Genomic DNA, 16,551 nt, shown 5'->3' with positions numbered 1-16,551 from the left:
AAAACCTTGATTTTAAAGGAAAAAGACTTGACTATATAGGGAGGAGACAAGATGAGTAACAACACCAAAAAAGACTACACACAGCTTCATATCCATGCATCAGAACATCCGAAAGCATATGCTCCCCATATTCTGATCCTGAATATTGTAATGAGTGTGCTTGGTGCGATCATTGGTCTGGAACTGATCGTGCGTACCGGAGTGGCGCCCAACACTTCGATCGTAGGAGCATTGTTTGCGATTATCATATCGCGAATTCCCATTGCAATCCTGAAAAAGTATCAGAGTATTCACTGCCAGAATCTGATTCAGACATCCATCTCCGGAGCAACCTTTTCAGCAGCAAACTGCTTCCTTCTTCCCATTGGTGTTCCGGTTATTATGGGAAGAATGGATCTGATGTACCCGATGCTGATCGGTTCTTTTCTGGCAACCATTATTGATGCCACAATTCTTTATAAAACCTTTGACAGCGAAATGTTTCCGGCAGAAGGGGCATGGCCTCCGGGCGTAGCTTCCGCAGAATCCATTCTTGCAGTTGTACAGAAGGGCAAAAAAGCTCTTTTGCTTCTGGCTGGTATGGGAATCGGTATTGGCGGTAAGATGATCGGTATTCCAACAGACCTTCTGGGTGTTTCCTGGTTTGGTGATTTTGTGGCAATGGCAGCTCTTGGCGTGGGAAGTCTTGTAATTGGCATTATTAAGACAAACGGATTTATCATTGATATTTTTGGAACAAGCCTTCCGGTTATTACAGATCTTTTCGGAGAAGGCGCTGATTTGATGGCCCGGCCCATATTCCAGTACATGCCTCATGGAATTATGATCGGAGCTGGTCTTATTTCCCTGATCCAGTGCGGACGTATGCTTTTGAAAAAAAGTGACGGCAACAGCGCTGCCGGAAAGTTTTCTTCCAGTATGGCAAATATGAAAAAAGCTCTCGGCGGCGGCTATGTGGCGTACCTGATCGTGGCAGTGCTTCTTGCAGTAATTACAGGAATCTGGTCAGATATGAGTATGTTCCAGCTGATTATCTGGGTTATATTTTCTGCATTTGCAGCCATTGCCTCTGAGCTGATCGTTGGTATTTCCGCCATGTATTCCGGATGGTTCCCGGGGTTTGCCACAGCTTTAATCTTTTTGATTGTTGGTATGCTGATCGGCTTCCCGGCAATTCCTCTTGGAATCCTTGTGGCTTATACCTCTGCTACCGGCCCGGCATTTTCTGATATGGCCTATGACCTGAAATGCGGATATATTCTCCGCGGCTGCGGTCAGGATCAGGAATTAGAGCTGGAAGGAAGAAAGCAGCAGTATTACTCTGAAATGATCGGCTTTGTGGTTGCCTTTGTTCTGGTTGCCATTATGGCAGGAAAATATTTTGACCAGGGACTTTTTGCTCCGGTAGATGCTACCTTTGCCGCAACCATTGAAGCCGGCGCAGGTGCAGGCGTTGCCAAATGGCTTGTGATCTGGGCAATCCCCGGCGCGATCATCCAGCTTCTGGGAGGTTCCAGACAGGTGGGCATCCTTTTTGCTACAGGTCTTCTGGTAGGCTCTACCATCAATGGTCTGACAATCCTGATCGCCCTTGTATTACGTTATGTTCTTGTAAAACGCAACAAAGAAAACGAGCAGACACTGAATATTCTGGGCGCAGGTTCTCTGGCAGGAGCCGCGCTGTACAGTTTCTTCACAGCAACGCTTTCTCTTGGAAAGAAAAAGTAACATAAGCTCACACTAGAAAGAAGGTTGATTTATGAAAACAAAAGGAATCAAACTGACAGAGGAGATTCTTGACGCTGCTCTTTACGGAGGAACCATCCTGGGAGGGGGCGGCGGAGGCGATGCAAAAAAAGGCCGCAAATACGCAAAGCTTGCAGTAGAGTATGCAGATCTCAGACTTTTAAGCGCTGAGGATCTTGACGATAACGACATGGTACTGACCGCCTCCCTTGTGGGCGCTCCAAATGCGGAGAATCAGTTTATGACTCCGGCAGATCTGGTAAAGACCATTGTTCTTCTTCAGAGAAACTGTGATTTTCCTGTTGCCGGGATCATTACCAATGAACAGGGCGGAGAAGCAACGGTAAACGGATGGCTTCAGGCAGCAGTTCTCGGACTTCCCCTTGTGGATCTTCCCTGCAATGGCCGCGCCCACCCCACAGGGGTTATGGGAAGCATGAATCTTCATAAGATTACAGATTATAAGACGGTTCAAGCCTGTGTTGGAGGAAATCCGGAAACAGGCAGCCATGTGGAATGTTTCTTTGAGGGAAGTATCGAACATACCTCAAAGCTGGTGCGCCTGGCTTCCATTGAGGCAGGCGGTCTGGTTGCAGTAGCCAGAAATCCGGTAAGTGTATCCTATGCGAAAAAGAACGGCGCTCCCGGCGGCGTACAGTTTGCCATTGAAACAGGAAAAGCATTCTTAAAAGGTCTTGATGCTTCTGTGGCGGAGGGCGTAAAAGAGCTGTGCGGCTTCCTGAAGGGACGGGTGCTTGCAAAAGGTAAGGTGGAGAATTTTTCCATTGAAACAACTGGCGGCTTTGATGTGGGATATGCCACAGTGGACGGATGTGAGCTTACCTTCTGGAATGAATATGCCACAGCAGAAAAAAATGGAGAACGACTGGCAACCTTCCCGGATCTTATTATGACAATTAATGCAGAGACAGGCGAGCCCGTAACTACAGCCATGATGGAGGAAGGCCTTGAGGTTTATGTGATTGCAGCAGATAAAGAAAACCTGAAGCTTTCTCCCACCATGTTTGAGCCGGAGCTTTTAAAAGCAACTGAGGACGTGATCAAAAAAGATCTGATCAGCTATCTTAAAAAATAAGGAGGACAGGATCATGTTAATGAAACAGATCATTGATGCATATGAAGTGCTGGACAGCACTTATGTTACAGGAGAAAAGGTAAAGGAATACCTTCTTGGCATTAAGCCGGATGCAAATATTGAGGTATATGAGCTTGTAGGTCCAAAAGGAAGCACAGATATGCTGAAAGTGCGTATTCCGGGCAAAAACGGAAAAATGAACGGCGGAGACGCGCCAACCATTGGACTTTTGGGACGCCTTGGCGGAATCGGCGCCCGTCCGGAGCGCATTGGCTTTGTATCAGACGGGGACGGAGCTCTCTGTGCCGTAGCTCTGGCTGCAAAGCTTCTGGACATGCAGAATAAGGGAGATATTCTGGACGGAGACGTATTTATTTCCACTCATATCTGTCCGGATGCTCCTACAGCGCCTCACGATCCGGTTCCTTTTATGGGCTCTCCGGTAGAAATGTCCCAGGTAAACAGAGAAGAGGTTTCTCCGGAGCTTGACGCCATCCTTTCTGTAGATACCACAAAGGGAAACCGCGTAATCAATACAAGAGGCTTTGCCATTTCTCCTACAGTAAAGGAAGGATATATTTTAAGAACCTCTGAGGATCTTCTGGAGCTGATGCAGATCACAACAGGAAAGCTTCCGTATGTGTTCCCGCTGGCAACTCAGGATATCACCCCATACGGAAACGACGTTCACCATCTGAACAGTGTGCTTCAGCCCTGTACAGCGACCAACGCGCCGGTTGTAGGCGTTGCCATTACAGCTGAGACTATGGTTCCGGGATGCGCCACAGGCGGTACACACGCAGCGGATGTAGAAGAAGCGGCACGCTTTATGCTTGAGGTGGCAAAGGCCTTTGGAAGAGGACAGTGCAGCTTTTATGACAAGGAGGAATATGCAAGATTACAGAAGCTTTATGGCAGCATGAAGCATCTGCAGACTCTAGGAAACGAATAAGGGGGCATGACTAATATGAAAATCGGGGCGGTTACAATCGGACAGTCTCCCAGAGTGGATGTGACAAAGGATATTATGGGGATCTTTGGCAGCTCTGTGGAACTGATCCAGGCAGGAGGACTTGACGGTCTTACAAAAGAGGAGATCAAAGCCTTTGCGCCGGAAAAGGACGATTATGTTCTGGTGTCCAGACTTACAGATGGCAGTTCTGTGACCTTTGCAGAACGCTTTATCCTGCCGCGCCTTCAGGCGGCTATAAAGAAAATGGAGGAAGAGGGCTGTGCTCTTGTAATGATGTTCTGTACAGGCAGCTTTCCGGAGAGCCTTTCCACAGAAAAAATCCCTCTGATCTATCCCTGCGATATTCTGGACAGGGTGGTTCCTCTGCTTACCAAAAGCTCACATATTATCTGCCTGACCCCTTCTCCCCTTCAGGAGGAGCAGTGCGCTGCAAAGTGGAAAAATTATGTACAAAAAGTAAGCGTAGTAGCTGCCTCTCCCTACGGAGACTGGGGGGAACTGGAAAAGGCGGCAGAGGAAATAAGTGGCATGGAGGGAGATCTTATTGTGCTGGACTGCATTGGATATACTCAGGAAATGAAAAAAATGTTCGCACAAAAAACCGGTAAGAAGGTTGTTCTGCCAAGAACACTTCTGGCCCGTGTAGTTTCTGAACTGACAGATTTGTAAGGCTACACACAGATGCAGATACCCCGGAAGTTGCCGGGAGAAAGGAAAAATCCGATTGTTTCTTTTATCGGATAACAAAAAAAGAAAATGGAACAGTTAATAAAAACAGCAGAGGGAATCCTTTCTTCCTGTCTGGCAGTGAAAGAAGGAGAAGAGGTTCTCATTGTCACAGACGATACAAGAAAAAGAATCGGGGAAGCTCTTTATGAAGCAGCCGGAAACCTTGGCTGCGAACGGCTTCTGATGGTGATGAAGGAGAGGGAGTTAAGCGGCCAGGAGCCTCCGAAGGCAGTTGCGGCAGCCATGAAAAACGCAGATGTGGTTGTTGCTCCTACGGCGCAGTCTTTAACTCACACCAATGCCCGTATAGAGGCTGCAAAGGCAGGTACAAGAGTTGCCACCATGCCCGGGATCACGGAAGAAATGTTTTCCAAAGGGGCGATGACTGCAGATTACGACCAGGTAGAAAAGCTGACAGAGGTTATTACAGAAAAGCTTACAAAAGCTTCGGAAGCCCGCATTGAAAAGGACGGTAAGGTTCTGAAGATTTCCCTGAAGGGAAGAAACGGCGTTCCAAGCCCCGGGGTATACAAAAAGCCGGGACAGTGTGGAAACCTTCCTTCCGGGGAAGCTTATATTGCTCCTCTTGAGAACGGCTCTGAAGGAGAAATGATCATAGACGGCTCCATGGTGGGTATCGGAAAGCTGGAAAGCCCTCTTCACATGGTGATCTCAGGTGGCAGGCTCCGTTCTGTTACCGGAGAAAAAAGCGAGAATCTGGATGTACTTCTGAAAAATGAGACAAACGGAACCCTCTGTGAGCTTGGTATTGGAACAAACGAGGCAGCCATATTAAACGGAATTATTCTTGAAGATGAAAAAGTTTACGGAACCGTGCACATTGCTTTTGGAACAAACACCTCTTTTGGCGGTGTGAATAAGGCAGAGTGCCACATGGACGGAATTATCCTTCGTCCCACCCTTTATCTGGATAATGAGAAGATCATCGAGGACGGCGTGTTCTGTATCTGAAAGGAGGAGGCTGTTTTGGAGAAAAAATTCAAGGTAGGTCTGATACGAGTCCTGACAACAGAGGATCAGGATATTCTTCTGGCTCACGAAAAACTTTTGAATCAATATTTTCCAATGCTTACGGTGGAAACAAAATGCATTCCCGACCAGTATGAAGGGATCCATTCTCCGGAGCTTGGCGCTCTTGCAGTCCCCAAAATCGTGGAAACCGCCAAAAGCTTCCGGGATGTGGATATGATCATTGTAAGCTGTGCAGACGATCCGGGAGTGGAGGAGATCCGGGAAGCTCTTCCGGGAATCCCGGTTACCGGAGGCGGTGAGACAACGCTTGCTCTTGCACGGAAATACGGAGAAAAAATCGGTGTACTTGGGATTACAGATTATGCCCCCAAAGCTTATGCAAAGCTTAATCCCCGCCAGCTTCTGACAGGAAGGCCGGATGGCGTTTACAGCACTCTGGATCTTATGACGCCGCAGGGCAGAAAAAGCACAGTAAATATGGCAAAAAAATTAAAAGAGCAGGGGGCGGATGTGCTTGCTCTTGCCTGTACAGGCATGGCAACGATCGGAATAGCAAAAGAGCTTGAAGAAGCAGCAGGTATTCCGGTCATCGATCCTGTTATGGCTGAGGGACTGTTTGCATATTTTGAATATCTGAAAAAATAAAACAGCTTTAGGGACAGAATATTTTACGTCAGGGAAACCGGTAAAATGTTCTGTCTTTTTGTATGGTTTTGTGATAAAATCGTAAAGAATAAACAAAGGTGGAGGAAAAAGAGATGAATGAGTATCTGAAACAGGTAAACAGTCTGCCTTTTTATCTGATCACAGGCGGCGTGCTTCTGTTTATCCTGATCATGTGTGTGGTGTTTCTGGTAAAAAGCTACCGGGCGGGAATCGCCATTGGAATGGATAAGAAGGTGATGAGACGGGCCATTATGTCAAGCGCAACCTTTTCCGTTCTTCCGGGCGTCAGTATCCTTCTGGGCGTGATCGCTCTCAGCGGAAGCCTTGGAGTTCCCTTATCCTGGCTGAGGCTTTCTGTGGTGGGAGCTTTACAGTACGAGCTGAACGTGGCTGAGATCGCGGCAACCGGAATGGGACTTTCCGGCCTTAAAGTAAGCGAGATGTCCATTGGCGCCTTTACCACCATAGCTCTGGTTATGACAGCCGGAATTTTAAGCGGCATCACCTGCTGCATCTTCGGACTGAAAAAATATCTGGGCAAGGTGCAGAAAAAAGAAAAGAAAAATGACAGCGGCAGACCTGGCTTTGGCACTTATGCCACCATCGCCATGTTTATCGGTCTGTGCAGCGCATATATCGGTTCCTATGTGGGAACCTGGACCGCTTTCAAAAACAGTACGCCTCTTCTGGTGGCAGGAATTTCCGCCCTGGCTATGGCGGTATTTGAATACCTGATCGTAAAGAAAAAAATGGAGTGGCTGGAAAATTTCAGTATTGCAGTCAGTATGATTATTGGAATGGCAGCTGCTGTTCTGATCAATCTGTAGGAGGATCATATGGATAAAGAAAAATTTTTGGAAGAATTTAACAGACAGCAGCACCGGCTTGGAAGGATCATGCTGATATCAGCAGCGCTTCTGCTTCTTGCAGTTCCTTTTATGCTTGGTGCCATTTACGGAGCTTTCCCGGATTTTAAGGGCTTTATTAACGGCTTTATCAAGGTGGGAATTGTTTATATTCCGGTAGGAATTGTGGAATTTCTTGTTTATGCCCCCATGCTTGGAAATGGAGGAAGCTATCTTACCTTCCTTACGGGAAATGTGACCAATCTTAAAATTCCCTGTGCCATGAATGCAAGGGATATTGCAAAAACAGAGGTGGGAACTGCGGAAAATGAAATCATTTCTACCTTAAGCGTAGCATCCAGCTCCATTGTGACCATGCTGGTGATCTTTGCCGGAGTCCTTCTTCTGGTTCCTCTGACACCGGTTCTGGAAAACCCGGTTCTGACCCCGGCATTTGATACGGTTGTCCCGGCGCTTTTCGGCGCTCTTGGACTGAAATACTTTAAAAAGAGCATGAAGATTGCAGCTATTCCGCTACTTTCCATGACCCTTCTCTGTGTGTTTGTTCCGGCAGCCATTTCCCAGACAAGCATCCTGCTGATCCCTGCAGGTGGAATGGCGCTTCTGATCGGATATATTTTATGGAAAAAAGACAAGCTTTGATAAGGAGGAGTATTATGAACGGCAAAGCAAATGAAAGAGAACTGCTTTATGGTGAAAAACTGGGAAAAATGATCCGCTGCGAGACGATTTCCAATGCCTTTCAGCAGGATCTCAGTAAATTTTACAGATTTCATGAGGTTCTGGAAAAGCTGTTTCCGAACATTCACAAAGTCTGTGAAAAGCATGAGTTTAACGGAAGTCTTCTTTTTAAGTGGAAGGGAAAAGGCCAGGGAGAGCCCATTCTCTTTATGAGCCACCAGGATGTGGTAGAGGCTTCCGGAGAATGGAAGCACGAGCCTTTCAGCGGAGAAATTGCAGACGGCGCTGTATGGGGAAGAGGAACGGTAGATACCAAGGGCAGTCTGTTCTGCTTTCTTCAGGCTGTGGAGGAGCTGATCGCAAAGGATTATGTTCCGGCATGCGATGTTTATCTTGCAAGCAGCTGTACAGAGGAGATCGGCGGAGAGGGCGCGCCTCTTACCGTAAAATGGCTTCAGGACAACGGCGTGCATTTAAAATTCCTTATGGACGAAGGCGGAATGATCAAGGAAGAGCCCATGAAGGGAGTAAAAGGCCGGTTTGCCATGGTAGGCTGTCTGGAAAAGGGCTATGGAGATATCCGTTTTACTGCAAAGGGAAACGGAGGACATGCCAGCGTTCCCCAGAAACAGACGCCTCTTACCCGTCTGGCTGCTTTTATGATGGATATTGAGAATCATAACCCATTTACCTCAAAAATGAACCCTACGGTAGCGGAAATGTTCCGGAGAATGGCTCCTTATACAGAGGGGGCTCTGGGCAAGGTTATGAAATACGAAAGACAGCTTGAACCTCTTCTGGAAAAGCTGCTGCCAAAGGTAAATCCTCTTGGAGCTGCCATGATCACCACAACCCTTAATTTTACTATGGCAAAGGGCTCTGACGGACTGAATGTGATTCCCCAGGAAGCTTCTGTAACAGGAAATATGCGTTTCATTCATCATCAGGGAGTAGAGGAAAGTCTTGCTCTGGTATCAAAAATTGCTGAGAAATACGGCATCGAAACAGAGCCGATCCTGATTCATCAGCCCTGCCCGGTAGTGGATTATAAAGGAAAGCCTTTCCGCCTTATAGAGCATGTGGTGAAAAAAATGTACCCGGGCGTGATCGTTGCTCCATATGCCATGACAGGAGGCACAGACGCCAGATTCTATACTCCTGTGTGTGAAAACAGCATCCGTTTTGCACCTCTGGAAATCAATGAACAGCAGTATCAGAGTATTCATGGAATTGACGAAAATATCAGTATTTCCGCCCTTCCTCCTGCAGTTGATTTTTATAAGAGAATCGTGCGCCACATGGAAGGATGGAAAGAATAAAATCCATATCAGAAAACAATTACAACGGAGGGATCATTATGAGTAAAAACACAATCAGCGGACAGCGACAGATGGATTTTGTCTCAAAATTTAACTATATCAGAGAGGCCGGAACCCCTACAGAGGAAAAGGCCGCTTCCCTGATTCAGGAAGAATTAAAGAGCTTTGGCATGGAAAGCCGCATAGAAGAATTTTCCTTTGATGCCTGGGGGATCCGAAAGGCAGAGCTTACCATTACAGAGCCCTATCATAAAACCTATCAGGTGACAGGATATCAGAGATGCGGAAGCACAGCCGAAGAGGGCGTGGAAGCAGAGTTTCTGTATGTGGAAAACGGAGATGATATCAGTCTTTCTCATGCAGCAGGCAAAATCGTTATGGTCAACGAGATCGTGCGGAAGGATCTGTACCTTCGCCTTATAAAAGCAGGGGTTGCAGGCTTTGTAAGCATCAGCGGTTCTCCTGTAGATGAAGGAGAGGACCGCATCCCAAGAGCTGCCGCCATTCCTCAGAAGGTATACGAATCCTTAAATGAAAAAGAACTGATCCAGGGTGTTGGCGTTCACTATCTTGACGCAGTGGAAATGGTAACACGGGGGGCAAAAAAAGCACAACTTACTCTTATTCAGGAGGAAGTAAAGCGCACCTCCCGCAATGTGGAGGCAAGGATCCAGGGTACGGACAGAGCAGACGAGATCCTGACGCTTACCGCTCACTACGATTCTGTTCCGGAAGGTCCGGGAGCCTATGACAACATGGCAGGCGCAGCCATTATTATGGAGGTGTGCCGTTATTTAAAGGAGCATCAGCCAAGAAGAACCGTGGAATTTGTATGGTTTGGCGCAGAAGAAAAAGGCCTTCTGGGAAGCCACCATTATGTAAAGCTTCACCAGCAGGAGCTGAATCAGCACAGATTCAACATGAACGTAGATCTTGCCGGCCAGCTTGTTGGCGGAAACGTGATCGGCGTTACCGCAGATCCGTCAGTGTGCGCTATGCTTACCTACCTTGCCCGTGAAACAGGCATTGGCATGACGACCAAAAATCAGATCTGGGGAAGCGACTCCAATACCTTTGCATGGAAGGGAATCCCTGCCATGACTTTAAACAGAGACGGCTTTGGAATGCATACTCATTACGATACCGTGGAACTTCTTTCCGCCTGGTCCCTGGAAAGAAGCGCCAGGCTTTTAGCTCACATTGCAGAAAGCCTTTCTGATATTGACAGTATGCCGTTTCCACAGAACATTCCTGAGGAATTTAAAAAGCAGCTGAATGAATATTTTGGCGTGTAGGGTTTTAAATGAACGAAATCTGTGATAAACTTACCAGTAGAGGGAATACTAAAATTCCATGGGGATTTCCACGCAAAATAGTGCTGTGTAAACAGCAGTTTATTTCGTATTCTCTGTACCAGTATCAATACAAAGGAGATGGAAAGAATGACCGTACAGGAACGGCTTGCCGCTCTTCGAAGCCTGATGAAAGAAAAACATGTGGACGCTTATCTGGTTCCCACAGACGACTTTCATGGCTCAGAATATGTAGGCGATTATTTTAAATGCAGAAAATATATTACAGGATTTACCGGTTCTGCGGGAACCGCAGTGATCACTTCCGATATGGCGGGACTTTGGACAGACGGAAGATATTTTATCCAGGCTGCCCAGCAGCTTGAAGGAACCACTGTCACACTTTTTAAAATGGGAGAGCCAAAGGTTCCTACCGTTCACGAATTTCTGAAGGATAAGCTGACAGAAGGCATGTGCCTTGGATTTGACGGAAGATGCGTAAGCGCTGCCGAGGCAGAGGAACTGAAATCCCTTCTTGCAGACAAAAATATCAGCTTTTCCGTAGAGGACGACCTGATCGGAGAAATCTGGAATGACCGTCCGGAGCTTTCCTGCCAGCCGGTTATGGAGCTTGAGGAAAAATGGACAGGAAAGTCAAGAGCAGAGAAATGTGCGCAGATCCGAGATAAGATGGCGGAAAAAGGCGCAGATGCCTTTATCCTTACCTCTCTTGACGATATTGCGTGGCTTTTAAATATCCGCGGAAACGATATCCACTGCTGCCCGGTAGTGCTTTCCTATCTTGTTATGACCCAGGATGAGATTCTTCTTTTTGCCAATGAGAAGGCCTTTGATGCCGCAGTAAGAACCTCTCTGGAAAAAGACGGCGTGGTTCTGAAGCCTTACAATGATATTTACCAGTATGTGAAAACCGTTCCGGAGAACAGAACCGTTCTTCTTTCCAGAAAAAGCGCAAACAGCCGTCTGGTCAGCAGCCTTCCGGAAAGTGTGAAGATTCTGGATGAAGAAAATCTTACCCTTCTTCCAAAAGCCATCAAAAATCCGGTTGAGGTGGAAAACGAGCGCATCGCCCATATCAAAGACGGCGTAGCTGTGACAAAATTTATCTACTGGCTGAAAAAAAACGTAGGAAAAACAACGATCACAGAGCTCAGTGCGGCAGACCATTTATTTTCCCTTCGCAAGGAGCAGGAAAACTTTCTGGACAACAGCTTTGATCCTATTGTTTCCTATGCAGGTCATGCGGCAATCTGCCACTACAGCCCGTCACCGGAAACAGATATTCCTCTGGAACCTCACGGCCTGGCGCTGTGCGATACAGGCGGACATTATCTGGAAGGTTCCACCGATATCACAAGAACGGTTGTGCTTGGCCCGGTAACGGAAAAAGAAAAGAAATATTTTACCCTTGTGCTGAAAGGACACCTGAATCTTGCAGCAGCAAAATTCCGTTATGGATGTACGGATCTTAATCTGGATTACATTGCAAGAGAACCATTATGGCAGTTAGGTGAAGACTATAATCATGGAACCGGACACGGTGTGGGATATCTTCTGAATGTCCATGAAGGGCCAAACCGTTTCCGCTGGAAAACAGCTCCCGGACAGTCTGCCTGCGTTCTGGAAGAGGGTATGATCACCTCCAACGAGCCGGGCTATTATGTAGAGAATGAATTCGGTATCCGTCACGAGAATCTGATCGTATGCAAAAAAGCAGAAAAGACTGCTTACGGACAGTTCATGTGCTTTGAGAACCTTACCATGGTTCCTTTTGACCTGGACGGCATTGCTCCGGAACTTTTATCAGCTCATGAAAAAGAGCTTTTAAACCAGTATCATGCAGAAGTTTATAAAAAAATTTCTCCTTATCTTGACGAGGAGGAAAAGCAGTGGCTGAAAGAAGCTACAAGGGAAATCTGAGAGCCCGGAAGGGATATTAATAAACACACTCTATCGGGAGGGGCTGGATTCAGATCTGGTCTCTTCTGATTTTTTACTTTTATATGAGAAATACAGCTCACATTTTCCTGCGTATGCAGCCTGTTCAAACAGTCTCGTATTATGCAGATGCTGGGAAAGATGTATGAAAAAAAGGAGAATTTCTGTGAAATCATTTTATATTAACGGAACAGTTATCACCATGGAAGATGATGCCTTATATGCGGAAGCAGTATGTGCAGAAAACGGGAAGATTCTTGCAGTTGGCGATCAGGATGAGATTATGAAGCTCTATGAAGAGCAGGATGAGATCATTGACCTTCACGGAGGCGCCATGCTTCCGGGATTTATTGACGGACACTCTCATTTTGTGGGCGTGGCAAATGCAATGAGACAGTGCGACCTTTCCTCCTGCGAAAGCTTTCAGGACATTATAGATACAATGAAAGACTTCAAAGATCAGAAGGATCTTCCAGAAGGCGCATGGCTGACAGGCTGCAATTACGATCACAATTTTCTGAAGGAGGGGCGTCACCCTAACAGAGAAGTTCTGGATCAGATCAGTACAGAGAATCCGGTTCTTCTGATCCACGCATCCTCCCATATGGGCGTGACAAACAGCAAAGGTCTTCAGCTTCAGGGAATTGATGAGCATACAGAGGATACCTCTGACGGACGTTACGGACGCATGGAGGGCACGCAGATTCCTGACGGATATATGGAAGAAAAAGCCTTTCTCAGCTTCCAGTCCGGGATTCCTGCCGGTTCACCGCAGGAGCTTATGAATTTGATCGTGGAAGCCCAGAATATTTATTCCAGCTATGGTATTACAACCGTTCAGGACGGAATGGTGGGAAAGCCCTTATTCCAGCTTTTAAAAGCAGCCTCAGATATGGGACTGCTGCATCTCGATGTAGTTGGGTATCTTGATATTACCACAGCTTCTGAGCTTATCGAGGAAGAAAATGATTATACCGGAAAGTATCACAATCATTTAAAGATGGGCGGATATAAAATCTTTCTGGACGGTTCGCCTCAGGGTAAGACAGCCTGGATGACAGATCCCTATGAGGGAGAAAAAGACTATTGCGGATATCCCATCTACAAAGACGAACAGCTGCGAACCTACATTAGACTGGCACTTGACAAAAAGCAGCAGCTTCTGGCTCACTGCAATGGAGACGCGGCAGCAGAACAGTATGTTTCTCAGTTTGAAAAGGAGCTGGCCTTAAGGGAGGATAAGGATATCCACAGAGCGGTTATGGTACATGCCCAGCTTGTACAAAAAGAACAGCTTCGCCGTATGGCGGAAATCGGAATGATCCCAAGCTTTTTTGTGGCTCATACCTATTACTGGGGAGACATTCATTTAAAAAATTTCGGAGAAAAGCTCGGAAGCCAGATCTCTCCGGTAAAGGATGCCATAGGATATGATATGAAGTATACCTTCCATCAGGATTCTCCGGTAATCCCGCCGGACATGATGAAAACAGTTTCCTGCGCCGTAAACCGCATCACAAGAAAAGGCAGAAGCATTGGAGAAAACCAGAGGATTTCTGTTCTGGATGCTCTGAAAGCAATCACAAAATACGGGGCATATCAGTATTTTGAGGAAGATACAAAAGGAACCATTGCGCCTGGCAAAACAGCAGATTTTGTGGTATTAGACCAGAATCCTCTGACAGCAAAGCCAGAAGATCTGGCAGATATCAAAGTGCTGCTGACGATCAAAGAAAATCAGGTGGTATTCAGGAGAGGGGAATGAAATAAGGAAAAGCAGAAACAAAATTATAGAAGCAGTTGTTTAAACAAAAGTATTAAATGAAAGAACAGGAAATTTATTGGGAAAATCGAAGATATACAGAAATCTTGTCTGTAAAATGTTTCACCCCAATAGATACGACAATGGGCTGATAGAAATATCAGCTCATTTGACTTTCGATTTGTCAGCTAATATGGACAAAACTAAGAAAACGTAAGGTTGTTGAGTATTGAAAATTCCATCTTTCCGTGTTAGAATGAGGACTGATTAAATACAGGATTACAGCAATATTTGTCAGAAATATTGTTTTACTTAAGATATGAGGTAGGAAGCACTTGAATACAAATATAAACACAGAAAACGAAAATACAACTATTGACATCAAGAAACTGTCACCAATGATGGCCGAATATGTAAAAACAAAGCAGCAGTATAAGGACTGTATTTTATTCTACCGTCTGGGTGACTTCTACGAAATGTTTTTTGAGGATGCTCTGACCGTTACAAAAGAGCTGGAGATCACTTTGACAGGCAAAGACTGCGGACTGGAAGAAAGGGCCCCCATGTGCGGGGTCCCCTTTCATGCTGCGGAAACCTATATTAACCGTCTGATCGAAAAAGGCTATAAGGTTGCCATCTGTGAGCAGGTGGAAGACCCGAAAAAAGCAAAGGGACTGGTAAAAAGAGAGGTCATCCGTGTGGTAACTCCGGGAACCACTCTGGATGCGGCTTCTCTGGATGAATCCAAAAATAATTATTTGATGTCCATTGTGTCTATGGAAGATCACTTTGGCTGCGCCATTGCGGATATTTCCACAGGCGACTGTTTTCTTACAGAGGTAGATAAACCGCAGAAGCTTCTGGATGAGATCAATAAATTTGTTCCTGCCGAGATCATCTGCAACGATGCATTTTTTATGAGCGGCGTGGATACGGATGATCTGAAAAACCGTCTGGGTATCTGTGTATTCCCTCTGGATGCCTGGTATTTTGACGACAGTCTGTGTAAGCGGACTTTAAAAGAGCATTTTCATGTAAATACTCTGGAGGGCCTGGGAATCCAGGATTATGACAGCGGAGTGATCGCTTCCGGCGCTCTGTTCCTTTATCTTCAGGAAACCCAGAAATCAGCGCTTTCTCATATGGCCGGGATCCGCCCCTATGCGGCAGAAAAATATATGCTGATCGACAGCTCCAGCCGCAGAAATCTGGAGCTTGTGGAAACTCTTCGTGAAAAAAATAAAAGAGGCTCTCTTTTGTGGGTGCTGGATAAAACAAAAACTGCCATGGGAGCCCGTACCCTCCGCTCTTATGTGGAACAGCCTCTTATTGACGCTCAGGAGATCAACCGGCGTCTGGAAGCTCTGGAAGAGCTGAATAAAAGTCCTATGCTCAGGGACGAGATACGGGAATACTTAAATCCTATTTACGATCTGGAACGACTGATCAGCCGCATCAGCTATCAGTCTGCCAATCCAAGAGATCTGGTTGCCTTTGCTTCCTCTCTTGAAATGCTTCCCCATATCCGGCAGATCCTGAAGGATTTTAAAACACCTCTTCTCACAGAACTTTATGAGGACATGGATCCTCTGGAGGATATTGCCGCTCTGATCAAAAGCGCCATTGTAGAGGAGCCGCCTCTGGCTCAGAAGGACGGAGGCATTATCCGGGAGGGCTATCACGAGGATGTAGATAAATTCCGCCGTTCCCGTACAGACGGCAAAAAATGGCTGACAGAGCTTGAGGCCAGAGAAAAAGAGCGCACAGGAATCAAAAATCTGAAGATCAAATACAACCGCGTATTTGGCTATTCTCTGGAGGTTACCAATTCCTTTAAGGAGCTGGTGCCGGAAAATTATATAAGAAAGCAGACTCTTACCAATGCAGAGCGTTACATTACCCAGGAATTAAAGGATCTGGAGGATCTGATCCTGGGGGCAGAGGATAAGCTCTACGCTCTGGAGTATGAGCTTTTCTGCGAGGTGCGCGATAAGGTAGGCGCAGAGGTTGTGCGTATTCAGAAAACTGCCAAGGCAGTTGCCGCCCTTGATGTTTTTGCCTCTCTGGCCCTGGTTGCCCAGAGAAATAACTATGTGCGCCCGAAGATCAATGAAAGCGGTGTCCTGGATATTAAAAACGGCAGACATCCGGTTGTGGAGCAGATGATCGAGCATGATATGTTTATTGCCAATGACACTTATCTTGACAATCAGAAAAAGCGGGTGTCCATTATCACAGGTCCGAATATGGCAGGTAAATCCACCTATATGCGCCAGACAGCCCTGATCGTCCTTATGGCTCAGATCGGAAGCTTTGTTCCGGCAGACAAGGCAAATATCGGAATCGTGGACAGGATCTTTACCAGAGTAGGAGCTTCCGATGACCTTGCTAGCGGCCAGAGTACCTTTATGGTGGAAATGACAGAGGTTGCCAATATTCTGAGAAACGCCACTGCAAAAAGTCTTCTGA

The 16,551-nt window shown here is 46.5% G+C and carries 13 protein-coding genes; all 13 read left to right on the top strand.

All coding sequences use genetic code 11. The annotated features are described in order from the left end of the window. The first annotated feature begins 51 nt into the window (after positions 1-51). On the top strand, positions 52-1,728 hold the full coding sequence (locus QVP40_RS05555) for an OPT/YSL family transporter (protein WP_022067499.1): 1,677 nt from the start codon (positions 52-54) through the stop codon (positions 1,726-1,728). A gap of 31 nt (positions 1,729-1,759) precedes the next feature. Next, positions 1,760-2,842, top strand: a complete 1,083-nt coding sequence (locus QVP40_RS05550; RefSeq protein ID WP_022067498.1) for a DUF917 domain-containing protein — start codon at positions 1,760-1,762, stop codon at positions 2,840-2,842. 13 nt (positions 2,843-2,855) lie between these two features. Next, a complete protein-coding gene (locus tag QVP40_RS05545; protein WP_022067497.1) occupies positions 2,856-3,794 on the top strand; it encodes a DUF1177 domain-containing protein in 939 nt (312 codons plus the stop codon). Between the two features lie 15 nt (positions 3,795-3,809). Further along, complete coding sequence (locus QVP40_RS05540; RefSeq protein WP_022067496.1) at positions 3,810-4,484, top strand: AroM family protein; 675 nt, start codon at positions 3,810-3,812, stop codon at positions 4,482-4,484. Positions 4,485-4,571: 87 nt separating this feature from the next. Continuing rightward, entirely contained in the window at positions 4,572-5,516 is a 945-nt protein-coding gene (locus QVP40_RS05535; RefSeq protein WP_022067495.1) for an aminopeptidase, read from the top strand. Between the two features lie 15 nt (positions 5,517-5,531). Beyond that, complete coding sequence (locus QVP40_RS05530) at positions 5,532-6,182, top strand: aspartate/glutamate racemase family protein (RefSeq protein ID WP_022067494.1); 651 nt, start codon at positions 5,532-5,534, stop codon at positions 6,180-6,182. A gap of 113 nt (positions 6,183-6,295) precedes the next feature. Next, positions 6,296-7,030 carry a DUF5058 family protein gene (locus QVP40_RS05525; protein ID WP_022067493.1) on the top strand — a complete coding sequence of 245 codons (735 nt, stop codon included), beginning with the start codon at positions 6,296-6,298 and terminating at the stop codon, positions 7,028-7,030. A gap of 9 nt (positions 7,031-7,039) precedes the next feature. Then, a complete protein-coding gene (locus QVP40_RS05520; RefSeq protein ID WP_022067492.1) occupies positions 7,040-7,711 on the top strand; it encodes a hypothetical protein in 672 nt (223 codons plus the stop codon). Positions 7,712-7,725: 14 nt separating this feature from the next. Then, positions 7,726-9,069 carry a M20/M25/M40 family metallo-hydrolase gene (locus QVP40_RS05515; RefSeq protein WP_022067491.1) on the top strand — a complete coding sequence of 448 codons (1,344 nt, stop codon included), beginning with the start codon at positions 7,726-7,728 and terminating at the stop codon, positions 9,067-9,069. Positions 9,070-9,107: 38 nt separating this feature from the next. Then, complete coding sequence (locus tag QVP40_RS05510) at positions 9,108-10,364, top strand: M28 family metallopeptidase (protein WP_022067490.1); 1,257 nt, start codon at positions 9,108-9,110, stop codon at positions 10,362-10,364. Between the two features lie 147 nt (positions 10,365-10,511). Then, on the top strand, positions 10,512-12,302 hold the full coding sequence (locus QVP40_RS05505; protein WP_022067489.1) for an aminopeptidase P family protein: 1,791 nt from the start codon (positions 10,512-10,514) through the stop codon (positions 12,300-12,302). A 184-nt stretch (positions 12,303-12,486) separates the two neighbouring features. Continuing rightward, a complete protein-coding gene (locus tag QVP40_RS05500) occupies positions 12,487-14,085 on the top strand; it encodes an amidohydrolase (RefSeq protein ID WP_022067488.1) in 1,599 nt (532 codons plus the stop codon). Between the two features lie 395 nt (positions 14,086-14,480). Then, the coding region (gene mutS / locus QVP40_RS05495) for a DNA mismatch repair protein MutS (RefSeq protein WP_288200335.1) at positions 14,481-16,551 on the top strand (2,071 nt) is incomplete at its 3' end.

The organism is Blautia sp. CAG:257, assembly GCF_000433815.1.
In the GTDB taxonomy this organism is placed as follows: Bacteria; Bacillota; Clostridia; order Lachnospirales; family Lachnospiraceae; genus Blautia_A; species Blautia_A caecimuris.
This window is presented reverse-complemented; position numbering and strand designations above follow the sequence as displayed.